Source organism: Actinoplanes sp. DH11 (genome assembly GCF_020873875.1).
Taxonomy (GTDB): domain Bacteria; phylum Actinomycetota; class Actinomycetes; order Mycobacteriales; family Micromonosporaceae; genus Actinoplanes.
In genome coordinates, this window is record NZ_JAHWGU010000013.1 from 1 (window position 1) to 14,149 (window position 14,149).

13 protein-coding genes are annotated in these 14,149 nt (G+C 70.4%); 7 read left to right on the forward strand and 6 right to left on the reverse strand.

Annotated features, from left to right (window positions below; genetic code table 11):
• Nucleotides 1-212 precede the first annotated feature (212 nt).
• Nucleotides 213-479: a 30S ribosomal protein S20 gene (gene rpsT, locus LPA41_RS19805; RefSeq protein ID WP_229072134.1), complete on the reverse strand. Its 267-nt coding sequence runs from the start codon at nucleotides 477-479 to the stop codon at nucleotides 213-215.
• 185 nt (nucleotides 480-664) lie between these two features.
• A complete protein-coding gene (locus LPA41_RS19810; RefSeq protein WP_229072135.1) occupies nucleotides 665-1,642 on the reverse strand; it encodes a phosphotransferase family protein in 978 nt (325 codons plus the stop codon).
• A gap of 202 nt (nucleotides 1,643-1,844) precedes the next feature.
• Between LPA41_RS19810 and LPA41_RS19815 the strand changes: the two genes are divergently transcribed.
• The 4 genes from LPA41_RS19815 (at nucleotide 1,845) to LPA41_RS19830 (ending at nucleotide 5,823) form a co-directional block, all read left to right on the forward strand.
• Nucleotides 1,845-2,381 (forward strand): DUF4240 domain-containing protein, encoded by a 537-nt coding sequence (locus tag LPA41_RS19815; RefSeq protein ID WP_229072136.1) that lies wholly within the window; start codon nucleotides 1,845-1,847, stop codon nucleotides 2,379-2,381.
• 287 nt (nucleotides 2,382-2,668) lie between these two features.
• Nucleotides 2,669-3,475 (forward strand): MOSC domain-containing protein, encoded by an 807-nt coding sequence (locus LPA41_RS19820; protein ID WP_229072137.1) that lies wholly within the window; start codon nucleotides 2,669-2,671, stop codon nucleotides 3,473-3,475.
• 101 nt (nucleotides 3,476-3,576) lie between these two features.
• The gene (gene lepA / locus LPA41_RS19825; RefSeq protein ID WP_229072138.1) at nucleotides 3,577-5,457 is read left to right on the forward strand and encodes a translation elongation factor 4; all 1,881 of its coding nucleotides are present in this window, start codon (nucleotides 3,577-3,579) and stop codon (nucleotides 5,455-5,457) included.
• Between the two features lie 84 nt (nucleotides 5,458-5,541).
• Nucleotides 5,542-5,823, forward strand: coding sequence for a GlsB/YeaQ/YmgE family stress response membrane protein (locus LPA41_RS19830; protein WP_229072139.1), 282 nt, complete (start codon nucleotides 5,542-5,544; stop codon nucleotides 5,821-5,823).
• Nucleotides 5,824-5,967: 144 nt separating this feature from the next.
• On the opposite strand, the gene LPA41_RS19835 is transcribed toward LPA41_RS19830, so the two are convergent.
• The 3 genes from LPA41_RS19835 to LPA41_RS19845 all read right to left on the reverse strand — a co-directional run bounded on the left by LPA41_RS19835 (nucleotide 5,968) and on the right by LPA41_RS19845 (nucleotide 9,395).
• Nucleotides 5,968-7,608 (reverse strand): PAS domain S-box protein, encoded by a 1,641-nt coding sequence (locus LPA41_RS19835; protein WP_229072140.1) that lies wholly within the window; start codon nucleotides 7,606-7,608, stop codon nucleotides 5,968-5,970.
• Nucleotides 7,609-7,722: 114 nt separating this feature from the next.
• Nucleotides 7,723-8,589 (reverse strand): hypothetical protein, encoded by an 867-nt coding sequence (locus LPA41_RS19840; protein ID WP_229072141.1) that lies wholly within the window; start codon nucleotides 8,587-8,589, stop codon nucleotides 7,723-7,725.
• Between the two features lie 62 nt (nucleotides 8,590-8,651).
• Nucleotides 8,652-9,395: an enoyl-CoA hydratase-related protein gene (locus LPA41_RS19845; protein ID WP_229072142.1), complete on the reverse strand. Its 744-nt coding sequence runs from the start codon at nucleotides 9,393-9,395 to the stop codon at nucleotides 8,652-8,654.
• A 27-nt stretch (nucleotides 9,396-9,422) separates the two neighbouring features.
• Here LPA41_RS19845 and hemW point away from each other — a divergent pair, with 27 nt between their 5' ends.
• Nucleotides 9,423-10,622 carry a radical SAM family heme chaperone HemW gene (gene hemW, locus LPA41_RS19850; protein WP_229072143.1) on the forward strand — a complete coding sequence of 400 codons (1,200 nt, stop codon included), beginning with the start codon at nucleotides 9,423-9,425 and terminating at the stop codon, nucleotides 10,620-10,622.
• A 3-nt stretch (nucleotides 10,623-10,625) separates the two neighbouring features.
• Here hemW and LPA41_RS19855 read toward each other — a convergent pair whose 3' ends face one another.
• The gene (locus LPA41_RS19855) at nucleotides 10,626-11,141 is read right to left on the reverse strand and encodes a DUF4870 domain-containing protein (RefSeq protein ID WP_229072144.1); all 516 of its coding nucleotides are present in this window, start codon (nucleotides 11,139-11,141) and stop codon (nucleotides 10,626-10,628) included.
• A 129-nt stretch (nucleotides 11,142-11,270) separates the two neighbouring features.
• Here LPA41_RS19855 and hrcA point away from each other — a divergent pair, with 129 nt between their 5' ends.
• Complete coding sequence (gene hrcA / locus LPA41_RS19860) at nucleotides 11,271-12,293, forward strand: heat-inducible transcriptional repressor HrcA (RefSeq protein ID WP_229072145.1); 1,023 nt, start codon at nucleotides 11,271-11,273, stop codon at nucleotides 12,291-12,293.
• A 34-nt stretch (nucleotides 12,294-12,327) separates the two neighbouring features.
• Nucleotides 12,328-13,464, forward strand: a complete 1,137-nt coding sequence (dnaJ, locus tag LPA41_RS19865; RefSeq protein WP_229072146.1) for a molecular chaperone DnaJ — start codon at nucleotides 12,328-12,330, stop codon at nucleotides 13,462-13,464.
• Nucleotides 13,465-14,149: the final 685 nt, after the last annotated feature.

Here is a 14,149-nt window from a genome sequence, read left to right on the forward strand (position 1 = left end):
CGGGCATCCGTCGCCTACACCCCGGTGCGGCCGGGCGTGTGTTGAAACTTGGGGACGGAGGGTGTGCGGTTGGTTACGGCAGGTACGCGTACGAAGAAATGCAGAAGCCGGGCACTTGGCGTGCCCGGCTTCGCAAAGCTTGCCCACTGATGAGGTGGGCTGTTGTCACAGGTCGCGTCCGTGCGACCGTGACCTGATCCAGAACGAGCGGATCAGGCCGACAGCGAGGCGATCTTCTTGGCGATGGCCGACTTGCGGTTGGCCGCCTGGTTCTTGTGAATGACGCCCTTGCTGGCAGCCTTGTCGAGCTGACGCGAGGCGTCACGCAGCAGAGCGGTCGCCGTCTCGACGTTGCCCGCGTTGCCCGCCTCGTGCAGCTTGCGGATCACGGTCTTCAGCGACGACTTGACCGACTTGTTGCGCAGACGGGCCTTCTCGTTCTGCCGGTTGCGCTTGATCTGGGACTTGATGTTCGCCACGCGACAGCCTTGTCCTGACTAGGTTCGGAAACGGTCTTCAGCGAAGGTGACCGCGATGCTTGCCCCGACCGGCTGGCCGGTAATGCCTGACCCGACCGGCTGGCCGGTGCAGACATCAACAACGCGTCACCACACGCGATGAGCCAGACTACCAGGGCCGCTGCGGGCCACCAAAACGAGACCCGTCAGCGGGTGGGCCAGCCTCGGCGTTCGGCCAGCCAGGCCAGGGCCTGCCCGCCACTGAAACGTTGATGTTGGCGACTGTGCGGTGAAGCGCTGCTGGGGGCGTCGGCGGCGCGCACCAGCCAGTACCCGGCGAGTGCGGCCAGGGCGCCGTCCACCCCGGCGTCCGGTGCCGGCCAGGCGCGCAGGCGGGCGTCGGTGTCGAGACCACTGGCGTACGCGCTGATCAGCAAAGTGACCGCGTCGTACCACTGTGCGCCCAAGCACGGCCATGTCCAGTCGCAGAGCCAGGCACGGCCGGAACGGTCGATCATCACGTTGTCGACCCGCAGGTCACCGTGGCAGAGGGCGGTTCCGGTGGCCAGGTCCGGCAGGGCGCGTTCGAGGGCGGCCAGCTCGCTCAGGTGGGACGGGGCGAGGGTGTCACGGGCGGTGGCAGGCATCGGCCCGTGACCGGATTCGATCAGGGACCACCAGGACATCTCGTGGCGCAGGATGTCCGGCAGGAGGGGCAGCCCGGCATCGCGGATCTGTGGTGGTGGGACGGTGAGGGCCGACGCTGCGGTGGACCAGGAGGCGAGCGCGGCGTCGAGGTTCGCGGCCGACCAGGGCAGCGCCGGGATCCGGCCGTCGATCGGTTCCAGGGCCAGTACGAACCAATCGTTGTCGGTCAGCGTCCAGAGCGGGCGGGCGGCGTTCACCTCGGCCGGGAGAGCGGTGGTGATCGCGTGTTCCCGGGCGTACCACTCGGCTGTCGGGTCACCCAGCGGTGCCGCCTTCACGAATGCGCTGGTCCCGGCCTCGGTGGTGAGGAGCGCGGCGAAGGCCCGGGTGAAGCCGCCACCTGCGCTGCGCGCGTCGGCGACCGGCGAGCCGAGGCGTCGGCTGATCGATGTGCGCACTCGTCGGGGGAGATCGGTCCAGGAGGGGCGTACGGAGGTGGCGTCGTACGGCACGTCCGGGAGCGTGATCGGGCGCATGAGTCCATCCTGACGCGCGTGGGGCGGTCGGGATGAGGTGGGTTCCGGCTGCGGACCCGGCCGGGGAGTGGGGTTCCGGGGCCGAGCGACGTGGGCCGGCCCGGCCGGAGCTCGTCACCCGGGGGCGGGCGGTTGTGGGCGCTGGATCGGGGTTCGCCCCGGCGCGTGCGGAATTGTCGTACCCGGCTGGGAGGATCCAGCCATGAGAACCGACGATTTCTGGGCGGTCATCGACCGCGCCACCGCACAGCGGCCCGCCACCCCGGCCGAGGTCGCCGAGCGGGCCGTCGCCGACCTGGCCGCGCGTGATCCGGAGGAGATCGTCGCTTGGGGGCGTCACCTCGACAAGGTGCTCGCCGCGTCCGGCACGGAAGACCTGTGGGCCGCGGCCTACCTGATCAACGGCGGGTGCACCGAGGAGGGTTTCGACAACTTCCGCGGCTGGCTGGTGGCGCACGGGCGCAAGGCCGTCGCGGCCTCGGTGCAGTCACCCGATGTGCTGGCCGGCATGCCGGCGGTGCGCGCCGCGGCGGAGACGGGCGCGGTCTTCGAGGCGGAGGAGGTGCTGACCATCGCGGCGCGGGCCTACGAGCAGGCGACCGGAGGGCCGCTGCCGGCGGCGGCCGAGCGCCCGCGGACCCGTCCGGAGGTGGCCGATCTGTGGGACTTCGACAACGAGGACGAGATGCGCCGCCGGCTGCCGCGGCTCGCCGAGCTGTTCCTGGAGCCGCCGGACTGACGGGCGCGGGACTGGCAGGCGCCGGCTTGGCAGGCGCCGGCTTGGCAGGCGCCGGATTGGCGGTCGGCGGACTGGCGGGCGGAACTGACGGGCGCCGGATTGGCGGGCGCCGGATTGGCGGGCGCCGGATTGGCGGGCGCCGGATTGGCGGGCGCCGGATTGACGGGCGCCGGATTGGCGGGCGCCGGATTGGCGGGCGCCGGAGGGCGCCTGGTCGGGCGGCGCCGGGCTCGCTGGGTGGGAATCGCGGTTCGGGTGGGTTGGCGTGTCCGGCGAGAATCGGCGGCATGAGTGCTGAGCAAGGGACGGTTGCCGCGGTCAGTCGTAATGACGCCTACACGTTCACCAAGCCGAACCGCGACGAGATCGTGCTGGTCGCGGGCCTCGGAGTGGAGGGGGACATCCACGCCGGGGTCAATGTCCGGCACCGCAGCCGGGTGCGGGCGGATCCGGCGCAGCCGAACCTGCGGCAGGTGCACCTGATCCACGCGGAGCTGTTCGAGGAGGTGGCCGGGAAGGGGTACGAGGTTCCGGCCGGCGGGCTGGGCGAGAACGTGACGACCAGCGGAATCGACCTGCTCGGGCTGCCGCGGGGGACCGTCCTGCGCTTCGGCCGGCCCGCACCGGGCGCGGGCACCGGCATGGGAGGCGCGGGCACCGGCTCGGAAAGCGGCGGCGGCTTGGAAGGCGGCGATGCCGGGCCGGGACTGGCGGCCGGGCATCCGGTTGAGGCTGTTCTGGCGGCTGCGGCGAGTGCCTCGCTCGACGGACCCACGTCGCGGGCTGCGGACGCGGTCCAGCGGGAAATGGCAGCTGTCCAGCGGGAAAGGGCTGCGGCCGGCCCGGGGGCGGGGGCTGAGGTTGGTGACGGGCGGCCGGCGGTGGTGCTGGCTGGGCTGCGGAATCCGTGTGCGCAGATCAACGGGTACCGGTCGGGGCTGCTCAAGGAAGTTCTCGGGCAGGACGAGCGGGGCAACGTGGTGCGCAAGGCCGGCGTGATGGCGGTGGTGTTGCGGGGTGGGCCGGTGCGGCCCGGGGATCCGGTCACGGTGGAGCTGCCGCCGGGGCCGCACGGAGCGCTTGAGCGGGTGTGATCGGAGCTGCCCTCGCGGACGTGGGACGATAGGTGGTGCCGGCGTGCGTGCCGGCATCAAGCCCAGCTCCGCGACACCAAGCCTGAGAAGAACGGAAGACCGTGCCTGGACCGCTCGACCCCGGCGTGAACGTGATCGGATCGACCGATCCCGGCCGCATCCGCAACTTCTGCATCATCGCCCACATCGACCACGGCAAGTCGACGCTGGCCGACCGGATGCTGCAGATCACCGGAGTGGTCGACCCGCGTCAGATGCGCGCCCAATACCTCGACCGGATGGACATCGAGCGCGAGCGCGGCATCACCATCAAGTCGCAGGCCGTGCGCATGCCCTGGACCGTCCGGGAGGGCGCGCAGCAGGGCGACACCGCCGTCCTCAACATGATCGACACCCCGGGGCACGTCGACTTCACGTACGAGGTCTCCCGCAGCCTGGCCGCCTGTGAGGGCGCCGTCCTGCTGGTGGACGCCGCGCAGGGGATCGAGGCGCAGACCCTCGCCAACCTGTACCTGGCGATGGAGAACGACCTCCACATCATCCCGGTGCTCAACAAGATCGACTTGCCGGCGGCGCAGCCGGAGAAGTACGCGGAGGAGCTCGCCAAGCTGATCGGTTGCGAGCCGTCCGACGTGCTGCGGGTCTCCGGCAAGACCGGGGTCGGCGTGGGTCATCTGCTCGACGAGATCGTCCGGCAGTTCCAGCCGCCGGTCGGTGACGCCGACGCCCCGGCCCGGGCGATGATCTTCGACTCGGTGTACGACGTGTACCGCGGCGTCGTCACCTACGTGCGTGTGATCGACGGCCGGATCGAGGCCCGCGACCGGATCAAGATGATGTCCACCGGTGCGGTGCACGAGCTGCTCGAGATCGGCGTCGTCTCGCCCGAGATGGAGAAGGCCGGCGCGCTCGGTGTCGGCGAGGTGGGTTACCTGATCACCGGCGTGAAGGACGTCCGCCAGTCCCGGGTGGGTGACACCGTCACCGGCAACAGCCGGCCGGCCAAGGAGGCGCTCGGGGGTTACAAGGACCCGAAGCCGATGGTCTACTCGGGCCTCTACCCGATCGACGGCTCGGACTACCCGGCGCTGCGTGACGCGCTCGACAAGCTGAAGCTGAACGACGCCGCGCTCACCTATGAGCCGGAGACCTCGGCGGCGCTCGGTTTCGGGTTCCGTGTCGGTTACCTCGGCCTGCTGCACCTGGAGATCATCGGGGAGCGGCTGGAGCGCGAGTTCGGCCTGGACCTGATCTCGACCGCGCCGAACGTGGTCTACCAGGTGATGACCGAGGACGGGAACGTCCTCACGGTGACGAACCCGAGCGAGTTCCCGACCGGCAAGATCGCGGAGATTCAGGAGCCGGTGGTGCGAGCCACGATCCTGGTGCCGAACGAGTACGTCGGCGCGGTCATGGAGCTGTGCCAGAGCCGCCGCGGCAACCTGCTGGGCATGGAGTACCTGTCCACCGAACGGGTGGAACTGCGCTACGTCCTGCCCCTGGCCGAGATCATCTTCGACTTCTTCGACCAGCTGAAGAGCAAGACCAAGGGGTACGCGTCCCTCGACTACGAGCCCTCCGGCGAGCAGACGGCCGACCTGGTCAAGGTCGACATCCTGCTGCACGGGGAGCCGGTCGACGCGTTCAGTGCCATCGTGCACAAGGACAAGGCGTACACGTACGGCACGACGATCGCCGCCAAGCTGCAGAAACTCATCCCGAGGCAGCAGTTCGAGGTGCCGATCCAGGCCGCCATCGGCAGCCGCATCATCGCCCGCGAGACGATCCGGGCGATCCGCAAGGACGTGCTCGCCAAGTGCTACGGCGGTGACATCAGCCGAAAGCGCAAGCTGCTCGAGAAGCAGAAGGAAGGCAAGAAGCGGATGAAGATGGTCGGCCGCGTGGAGGTCCCGCAGGAGGCCTTCATCGCCGCGCTGTCCACATCCGAGTCCGGTGACACCAAGGGGACAGCAAAAAAATAGGGCGGTTTGATTTCTCGAGGGGTCGGGAATTGTGGGGCTCGACGGACGCAACCACTTGCTCCACCCCCCGAGGAGGAAGACATCATGGAGTTCACGCTCACCGGAATCATCGTCGCTCTTATCGTCGGTCTGGTCATCGGCGCCCTGGGTCGTCTTGTGGTGCCGGGCAAGCAGAACATTCCGATCTGGCTGACCATGGTGGTCGGTGTGGTCGCTGCCCTGCTGGGCACCGTGATCGCCCGGGCTACCGGTGTCGCCGAGACCGCCGGTTTCGACTGGATCGAGTTCTTCTTCCAGGTCGTGCTGGCCGCGATCGGTGTCGCCCTGGTCGCCGGTGTCGGTGGCCGTCGTCGCCTGACCCGCTGATCCGAGCGGGCGGCCGCGACAGCGCGGTAACAACAATGGCTTGAATGCCGGACCCCTTCCCCCGGGGTCCGGCATTCGGCCGTTTCAGGGCACCGGGTCGAAGCCCGGCATTCAGCTCTGCGACGGCGGGGCCGGAAAGCCTTTCTAGTACCGGAACTTGTGCTGGGCACTGCGCCGGTTCACCCAGGCCGGCAGATCCGCCACGTGGTCCTGCTGCGGCGTCTGCTCGAACGGGTCGTGCCGGTCGGTGATGTCCCGCAGCGTGACCACGAGACCCTGGACGAGCCGGTCGTCGCGCAGGTCGCGGTAGGTCACCTCGACCAGGACCTGGCTCTCGTCCGCCCGTTGCAGGGCACAGAAGACCGTGCCGTCGCCCTCGGTGCGCAGGGTGCTGCGTACCCGTGCCCGGTCGTCCGGGTGAACCAGGTCGTCGAGGGCGGTGAGCGGCGGTAGTTCGTCGCCGCCGAGGAGGCCGCGCAGCGCCGGGCTGGCGTACCGGATGCGGTGGTCGGAGTCGATCACCGCCATGATCTCCGCTGTGTTGCGGATCACCGCGCGCAGGTAGAGGTCGCTGTCGCGCCGCCCGACGGCCTCCACCAGGGTGATCCGGTCCAGCGCCAGGGCGGCCTCGCCGGCCAGCACCTCGAGTGCGTCCCGGCCCGCGGCCAGCGCGTCCTTGCGGCCGGTGAGGATCAGGGCGCCGCCGCTGGGCCGGGCCACCGCGAGGGGTTCCAGCCGTAGCGGGCAGATCAGGATGTGCTCGTCCGGGTCACCGGCCGGCGCCCACCAGCTGCGGGAGCCGGCGCCGGCGGGTGCCGCCGGCAGTTTCTGAGCGGCGAGCCGGCCGTCGTCGGTGGCGAGCACCACATCACTCACCACGCCGGGCGGCAGCAGCCGGGTGATCGCGGCGCGCACGGCCGTGTTGACGGCGGGCAGGTCGGCGGCCGCGACCAGGGCGGTGTTGGCGCTGCGCAGGCCGCGTTCCCGGTTCAGCGCGGCACTGTGCTGGTGGATGGAGTCGGCCAGCCTGGTGATGGTGAGCAGCAGCGTGACAGCGCCCGTGACGGCGATCACCACGCCGTCGCGCACCTCACCTGAGAGCGCCTCGATCAACAGCACCGCCGGTGGGGTGGCGGCGGAAGCGGCGAGCAGCACGGTCCAGCGGAACTGCCACGGTGTCGGCACGGGTGTCCGCGGCTCGGTGAGCCGGGCCATCGACGGGTGCAGGGCGGAGGCGCCCCAGCAGACGTAGAGCACCACGAACGCCAGCTCCGAGGCGCGCGAGCCACCGGACAGCGGGTAGAGGAAGTCCCCCGCGAGCAAGCCGAGCGCTCCCGTGAGCAGCAGGATCGCGGAGACGTTGCGGCGGTCGGCGATGACCAGCCGGGTCGCGACGCCGACCAGCAGCAGGCCGCCGATCACGTCGGCGGCGTTGACCGAGCCGAGCTGCCCGGCCGATCCGATCACGAAGACCCAGATCACCAGCAGCGTCGAGCAGGAGAACGCGAGCAGGTCGATCAGCCGGGCCCGGTCGGCCAGCAGGGAGACGTCCCGGGTGAAGTACAGCAGGCTCACCACGACCAGCGGGAACATGGCGAGGTAGCAGACCTCGGCCAGGTCGGTCCGCTGGAGGTCGTAGAGCACGTCGCCGGCGCCGAGGGCCGCGACCGAGCCTGCCAGCAGCATCCACGGCGCCGTGCGGTTCGGCCGGTGGCGCCGCACGCCGATCAGGATGGCGACAACGCTGCCCGCTCCCAGCAGGATCCACTCGATCGCCGTCAACACGCTCTACTTAGTACCAGGGCGGTTGCGGACTGTCCATGTCGATGTATACGCAGCGCAACCCGCATGTGGCGAAATCGAACGTTACGTGCGGTCACCGAGAGTTGCGGGATTCGGTTACCGGAAGACCTCGGCGACGACCTGGCCCGTGTTGCCCTGGGCACCGTCCGTGACCGGTTGCCACTTTCCCTCCGGGGCGTGCCACTCCAGGTCGGCGAAACGTACCCGTTCGAGGCCACTCACCGAGGCGTGCGACACCAGCCAGTGCGCGTACCGCCAGCCGGTGTCCGCGCTCGAGACGGCCACGGTGAGGCCGGCCGTGTCGCTGGCGGCCGCCGTCTTCGGCAGTTTCTTGCCCCAGTCCAGCTTCAGGCCGGCGAGCAGGGCGGTGGCCGCCTCGGCGCCGCGGATCACCGGCGTTCCGGTGATCCGGCACTCGACCGCGCCGGTGGCCCGGCCGGTGAGGGCGGCGGCCAGGACGCGGGACTCGTCGGCCCACTTCTCGTAGGCGTTCGGGTAGGCGGACCGCTGCACCTTCTGTGCCGCGTCGGTGATCCGCATCTCCTCCCAGCCCTTGACCTTCTTGAGCGCGGAGTAGAAGCGGCCGGCCGCGTACCGCGGATCCTTGATCTGCTCGAAGGTGCCCCAGCCCTGGCTGGGCCGCTGCTGGAAGAGGCCGACCGAGTCGCGGTCGCCGTCGTCCAGGTTCTCCAGTTTCGACTCCTGGAAGGCGGTGGCCAGGGCGACGACCACGGCCTGCTCGGGCAGGCCGCGGCGAACACCGACCGCGGCGATCGTCGCGGCGTTGGCCATCTGCGCGGAGTCCAGGGTGACCTCACCGTCGGCCCGGACGACGCACTCCGGGCCGAGCTGCGGCAGCTTGATGTTGCCGACCACGGTGCGCAGCACCACGAACACACCCAGTGCGCCGAGGAGCGCCAGCAGGGCAGCCCCCGCCACGACGGGCTTCTTGCGCACCCTCACCTCCGGTGTCGTCGGACGCCAAGCCTAGACAACGAGCGCCGCCGCCCCGGCGTCACTTCCGATCATGACGAAATCCAGGAGGGGTCCCGTTTCTCCCGGACCGCCGCGACGCCCTCGCGTCCCTCGGCGGACTTGAAGTATCCGGCCGAACGCTGTGCGAGGTCTTCCAGTTCGGTGCGGATGGACTCGTTCCGCGTACGCCGCAGAAGTTGTTTGGTCCCGGCAAGCGCGAGCGGACCGCCGCGGATGAGGGACGCGCAGAAGCCGGCCACGGCGTCGTCCAGCTCGTCGTCCGCGACCGCGGCGGTGACCAGGCCGATCTGCTCGGCCCGCGCCCCGTCGAAGACGTCACCGGTCAGGTAGAGCTCGGCGGCGGCCCGTGGCGCGAGCCGGGGCAGCACGGTCGAGCTGATCACTGCGGGGATCACGCCGAGGCGCACCTCGGTGAACGCGAACGTCGCCGAGCGGGTGCAGACCGCGATGTCGGCCGCGCCGATCAGGCCGAGACCGCCGGCCCGGGCCGGACCGGCGATCCGGGCCACCACCGGTTTCGGGAACTCCCAGAGCACGGCGAGCACGTCGGCGAGGAACTCGGCCGGCAACTTCGCGCCGGGCGGTGCCGCGGCGGTCTCCTTGAGGTCGACGCCGGAGCTGAAGACCGGGCCGTTGTGGGTGAGGACGACCACCCGGCACGCCGGATCGGCGGCGGCCGCGGCCAGGTCGTCGAGCATGCCGCGCAGCACAGCGGTGGAGAGCGCGTTGCGGCTGGCGGGATTGTCCAGGGTGAGGGTACGCACCGGATCCATGCCCGGAACCTTAACTACGCTTGAGCGATGGCCGGCGCACTCCCCGACGGCGAACCCGTACCCAGTGACGGTTCGCTCCCCGACGAAGCCACCCGATCCGTGGGTAAGAACGGCTTCGCCGTCTACGTTCATGTCCCGTTCTGCGCCAGTCGCTGCGGCTACTGCGACTTCAACACCTACACGGCCGGTGAGCTGGGCGGCGGTGCGAGCCGCGACGAGTACGCCGGCACCGTGCTGCGCGAACTCGAGCTGGCCGCCCGGGTGATCGAACCGGGCCGGGTGGACACGGTGTTCGTCGGTGGTGGCACGCCCACCCTGCTGCCCGCCGACGACCTGGCCCGCATCCTGGACGGCATCGACCGGACCTGGGGGCTGGCCCCGGGCGCCGAGGTGACCACCGAGGCGAACCCCGAGTCGGTGGACCCGGCCTACCTCGGCGCGCTGCGCCGGGCCGGCTTCACCCGTGTCTCGCTGGGCATGCAGTCGGCCGCCGAGAACGTGCTGCGCGTCCTCGACCGCAAACACACCGCGGGACGCGCGCCGCAGGCCGCGATCGAGGCGCGCGAGGCCGGCTTCGACCACGTCAACCTCGACCTGATCTACGGAACGCCGGGCGAGACGGCGGACGACTTCGCCCGGTCGCTCGACGCGGTGATCGGCGCCGGGGTGGACCACGTCAGCGCGTACGCCCTGATCGTCGAGGACGGCACCCGGATGGCGGCCCGGATGCGCCGCGGCGAGCTGCCGTTCCCGGAGGACGACGTGGCGGCGGACCGCTACCTCGCCGCGGAGGAGGCGCTCACCGGGGCCGGCTTCGGCTGGTACGAGGTCTCCAACTGGGCGCGGGACGACGCCCGGTGCCGGCACAACGAGCTGTACTGGACCGGCGCCGACTGGTGGGGTCTGGGCCCGGGGGCGCACAGCCACGTCGGCGGGGTCCGCTGGTGGAACGTCAAGCATCCGTTGGCGTACGCGCAGCGGCTGGCCGGTGGGGGATCACCGGGCCTGGCCCGCGAGGTGCTCACGGCGGAGGACCGGCACATGGAGGACGTGATGCTCCGGGTCCGGCTGCGCGAGGGCATTCCGCTGGACCGGGTGGACGCGACCGGCGCCGCGCGGGCCCTCGCCGGCGGGTTGCTCGACGAGAGCGCCTACGCGGACGGCCGGTTGGTGCTGACCTTGCGGGGCCGGCTCCTGGCCGACGCGGTGATCCGCGACGTGCTCTGAGCCCTACTTGATCATGTTCATGTTCATCGGGTACCGGTACGGCTGGTTGTTCGTCGCCTTGATGCCGGCGATCAGCGGCACGATCCAGGCGACCAGCCAGCCGACGAAGACCAGGACCCAGCCGACCAGGATGCAGGCGGTGATGTAGCCGACAAGCGTGATGACCGACCACAGGATCTGGAAGTTCAGGGCCTGCACGGCGTGGGCGCGCACCACCGGCGACCGGGAGCCCTGTGCGAGCAGGGAGATCAGCGGCATCACCCAGCCGAGCAGGCCGCTGCTCAGGAACGCCACGAGAGCAGCGATCAGGTGGGTGAGGACGATCCAGGTGCGGTCATCGGCGGAGGACGGACCCGGCTGGTACCCGTACCCGTATCCCGGCGGCGGCTGATGACCAGGCGGCGGATAACCAGGCGGCGGATAACCGGGCGGCGGATAACCCTGTTGGTTGTCGTACGGGGGCGGCACCTGCTGGTAGGGGTCGCCTCCGCCTTCCGGCGGGCGAGGAGGTTCGGTCATGTGACCACGCTAGGACGCAAGATCCAGCCGGTTGTGACCGGCCTCCGTCCTTTCGATCATCGCGTTGCCGCCCCGGCCGACGTAGACTGGCACTCTGTCTTCAGGAGTGCCAACAGGGGGAGGGGTCATATGAGTCTGGATGACCGCAAGCTCGAGGTGCTCCGGGCCATCGTCCAGGACTATGTCGAGACCCGGGAGCCGGTCGGGAGCAAGGCGCTCGTCGAGCGCCACCAGCTGGGTGTCTCGCCGGCCACCGTGCGCAACGACATGGCGGTGCTCGAGGAGGAGGGCTACATCCGGCAGCCGCACACCAGTGCCGGCCGGGTGCCCACCGACGCGGGTTACCGGCTGTTCGTGGACCGGCTCACCCGGATAAAGCCGCTCAGCCCGGCCGAGCGCCGTGCCATCGAGCGTTTCATGGTCGGCGTCGTCGACCTCGACGACGTGGTCCACCGCACGGTCCGGCTGCTGGCACAGCTCACCCGCCAGGTTGCCGTCGTGCAATATCCGAGCCTGTCCCGCTCGGCGGTCCGTCACCTGGAGCTGGTGCCGATCTCCACGACGCGGCTCACCCTCGTGATGATCACCGACACCGGCCGTGTCGAGCAGCGTCTCGTCGAGATGCCCGGCCCGATCCCGGCCGAGGACGTGTGGGAAATGCGCCGCCGGGTGAACGAGAAACTCGCCGGGCAGCGACTCGCCGACACGCCGCCCCTGGTGCAGAAACTGGTCGACGAGACCGCGCCGGAACGCCGTCCCACGATGGCCTGCCTCGCCTCGGTCCTGCTCGAGACGCTCGTCGAGCGCAGTGAGGAGCGCCTCGCCCTCGCCGGTACGGCCAACTTGACCCGCGGTGGTGTGCTGGACTTCCAAGGCACGTTGCGCCCCGTCCTCGAAGCCCTCGAGGAAGAGGTCATCCTGCTGAAACTGATCGGTGACCTGGAGCCGAGCACCACCCGGGTCCGGATCGGCGACGAGAACGAGATCGACAACCTGCGGTCCGCGTCCGTGGTGAGCAGCGGTTACGGCCCGGGTGCGACGATCGTAGGTGGGCTCGGTGTGCTAGGACCCACCCGCATGGATTATCCGGGCACCATCGCTACTGTTCGTGCAGTCGCGCGGTACGTTGGCGACCTGTTGGCACAGAATTGACGGATTCGCGCAGACATTGAGGACTCCAAACCCCGTGGCCAAGGACTACTACGGAATTCTCGGCGTCAGCCGGGAAGCCACCGACGACGAGATCAAGCGCGCCTACCGCAAACTGGCTCGGCAGTACCACCCCGACGTCAACCCCGACCCTGCGGCCGCCGAGAAGTTCAAGGAAATCAACGCGGCCTACGAGGTCCTCTCCGACGACCAGAAGCGGCAGATCGTCGACCTGGGCGGTGACCCGCTCGCGCCCGGCGGCGGTGGCGCGCCCGGCCCCGGCGGCGCGGGCACGTTCGTCGGTTTCCAGGACATCATGGACGCGTTCTTCGGCACGGCAGCGGGCGGCGGCTCGCGAGGCCCGCGCCCCCGGACCCGTCCCGGCGCCGACGCCATCCTCCGCCTCGAACTCGACCTGGTCGAGACCGCCTTCGGCGTCGAGGCGCCGATCACCGTCGACACCGCGGTGCTCTGCACCCAGTGCTCCGGCGCCGGCACCGCGCCCGGCACCCACCTGGCCACCTGCGAGGTCTGCCAGGGCCGCGGCGAGGTCCAGTCGGTGCAGCGCACCTTCCTCGGCCAGGTCGTCTCCTCGCGTCCCTGCGCCAACTGCCAGGGTCACGGCACGACGATCCCGACGCCCTGCCCCACCTGCGCCGGCGACGGCCGGATAAGGACCCGACGCTCCCTCACCGTCAAGATCCCGGCGGGTGTCGAGGACGGCATGCGGATCCGGCTGGCCCAGCAGGGCGAGGTCGGCCCGGGCGGCGGCACCGCCGGCGACCTCTACGTCGAGATCCACGAGCGCCCGCACGACGTCTACTCCCGCAAGGGCGACGACCTGCACTGCCGCGTCACGCTCCCGATGACCGCGGCCGCGCTGGGCACCCGGATGACCATCAAGACCCTCGACGGCGAAGAGAACATCGAGGTCAAACCGGGCACCCAGCCCGCCAGCACGCTGCGCATCCGCACCAAGGGCGTGCCGCACCTGCGCGGCCAGGGCCGAGGCGACCTCTTCGTGCACCTCGACGTCAAGACGCCGACCAAACTCACCCCCGACCAGGAGCGCATGCTGCGCGACTTCGCCAAGACGCGCGGCGAGGACGTGGCCGAGCTGAGCAAGCAGGGCGGCTTCTTCTCCCGGATGCGGGACGCTTTCAACGGGCATTAAAAACCGCTGTCGCAGCTCCGGCGGCGGTCCGGACCGCCGCTCACGCCGAGGGCCCGGGGCTCGGCGCCGGCCGCTGGCGCGTCCGTGACGCGCCGGCGCCCCGGGCGGCGTGCGTGATGGGTTGCGCCCTTTTCCTGTCAGTCCCCGCCCGCGGGCTTCCACCCCCTTCACCCGGCGCGGCGGGTCTGCGCTCTTCACCCGGTGTGACGCGCCCGCATTCTTCGCTCGGCGCCGCGGGCCCGCAGCCTTCACCCGGTCCCGCGGGCCCGCACTCTTCACCCGGCCCCGCGGGCCCGCACTCTTCACCCGGCGCCGTGTGCCTGCACTCGGGCAGCGGGTGCACGCTTTCTGTGGGTTTGTGTTGGTAGCAAGGTTCGGGATCGGGCATGGCGCGCGGGATGTCGACGTGGCGGCGGATGTGTTGCTTGCCGTGGGCTCTGTTGCGTCACTGGACAAGTACCCGCGGTCGGCTGCGTTGCGTCCGCAGCGAGACCGCCCACCTGCGCCGCATCACGTGGCGATGTTGATCTGCTAGCGGTGCGAAATCGCGGTTTTGACCCCTTGATCACAGCGATTTCGTAGCGCTAGCAGATCAACATCTCGCCGGGGCGGGCATGTCCGGCGCGATCGGGCCGGAACCGGGGACGCGGGGTTCACGCGCGGGCGGTGTCGGCTGGGCGGTGAT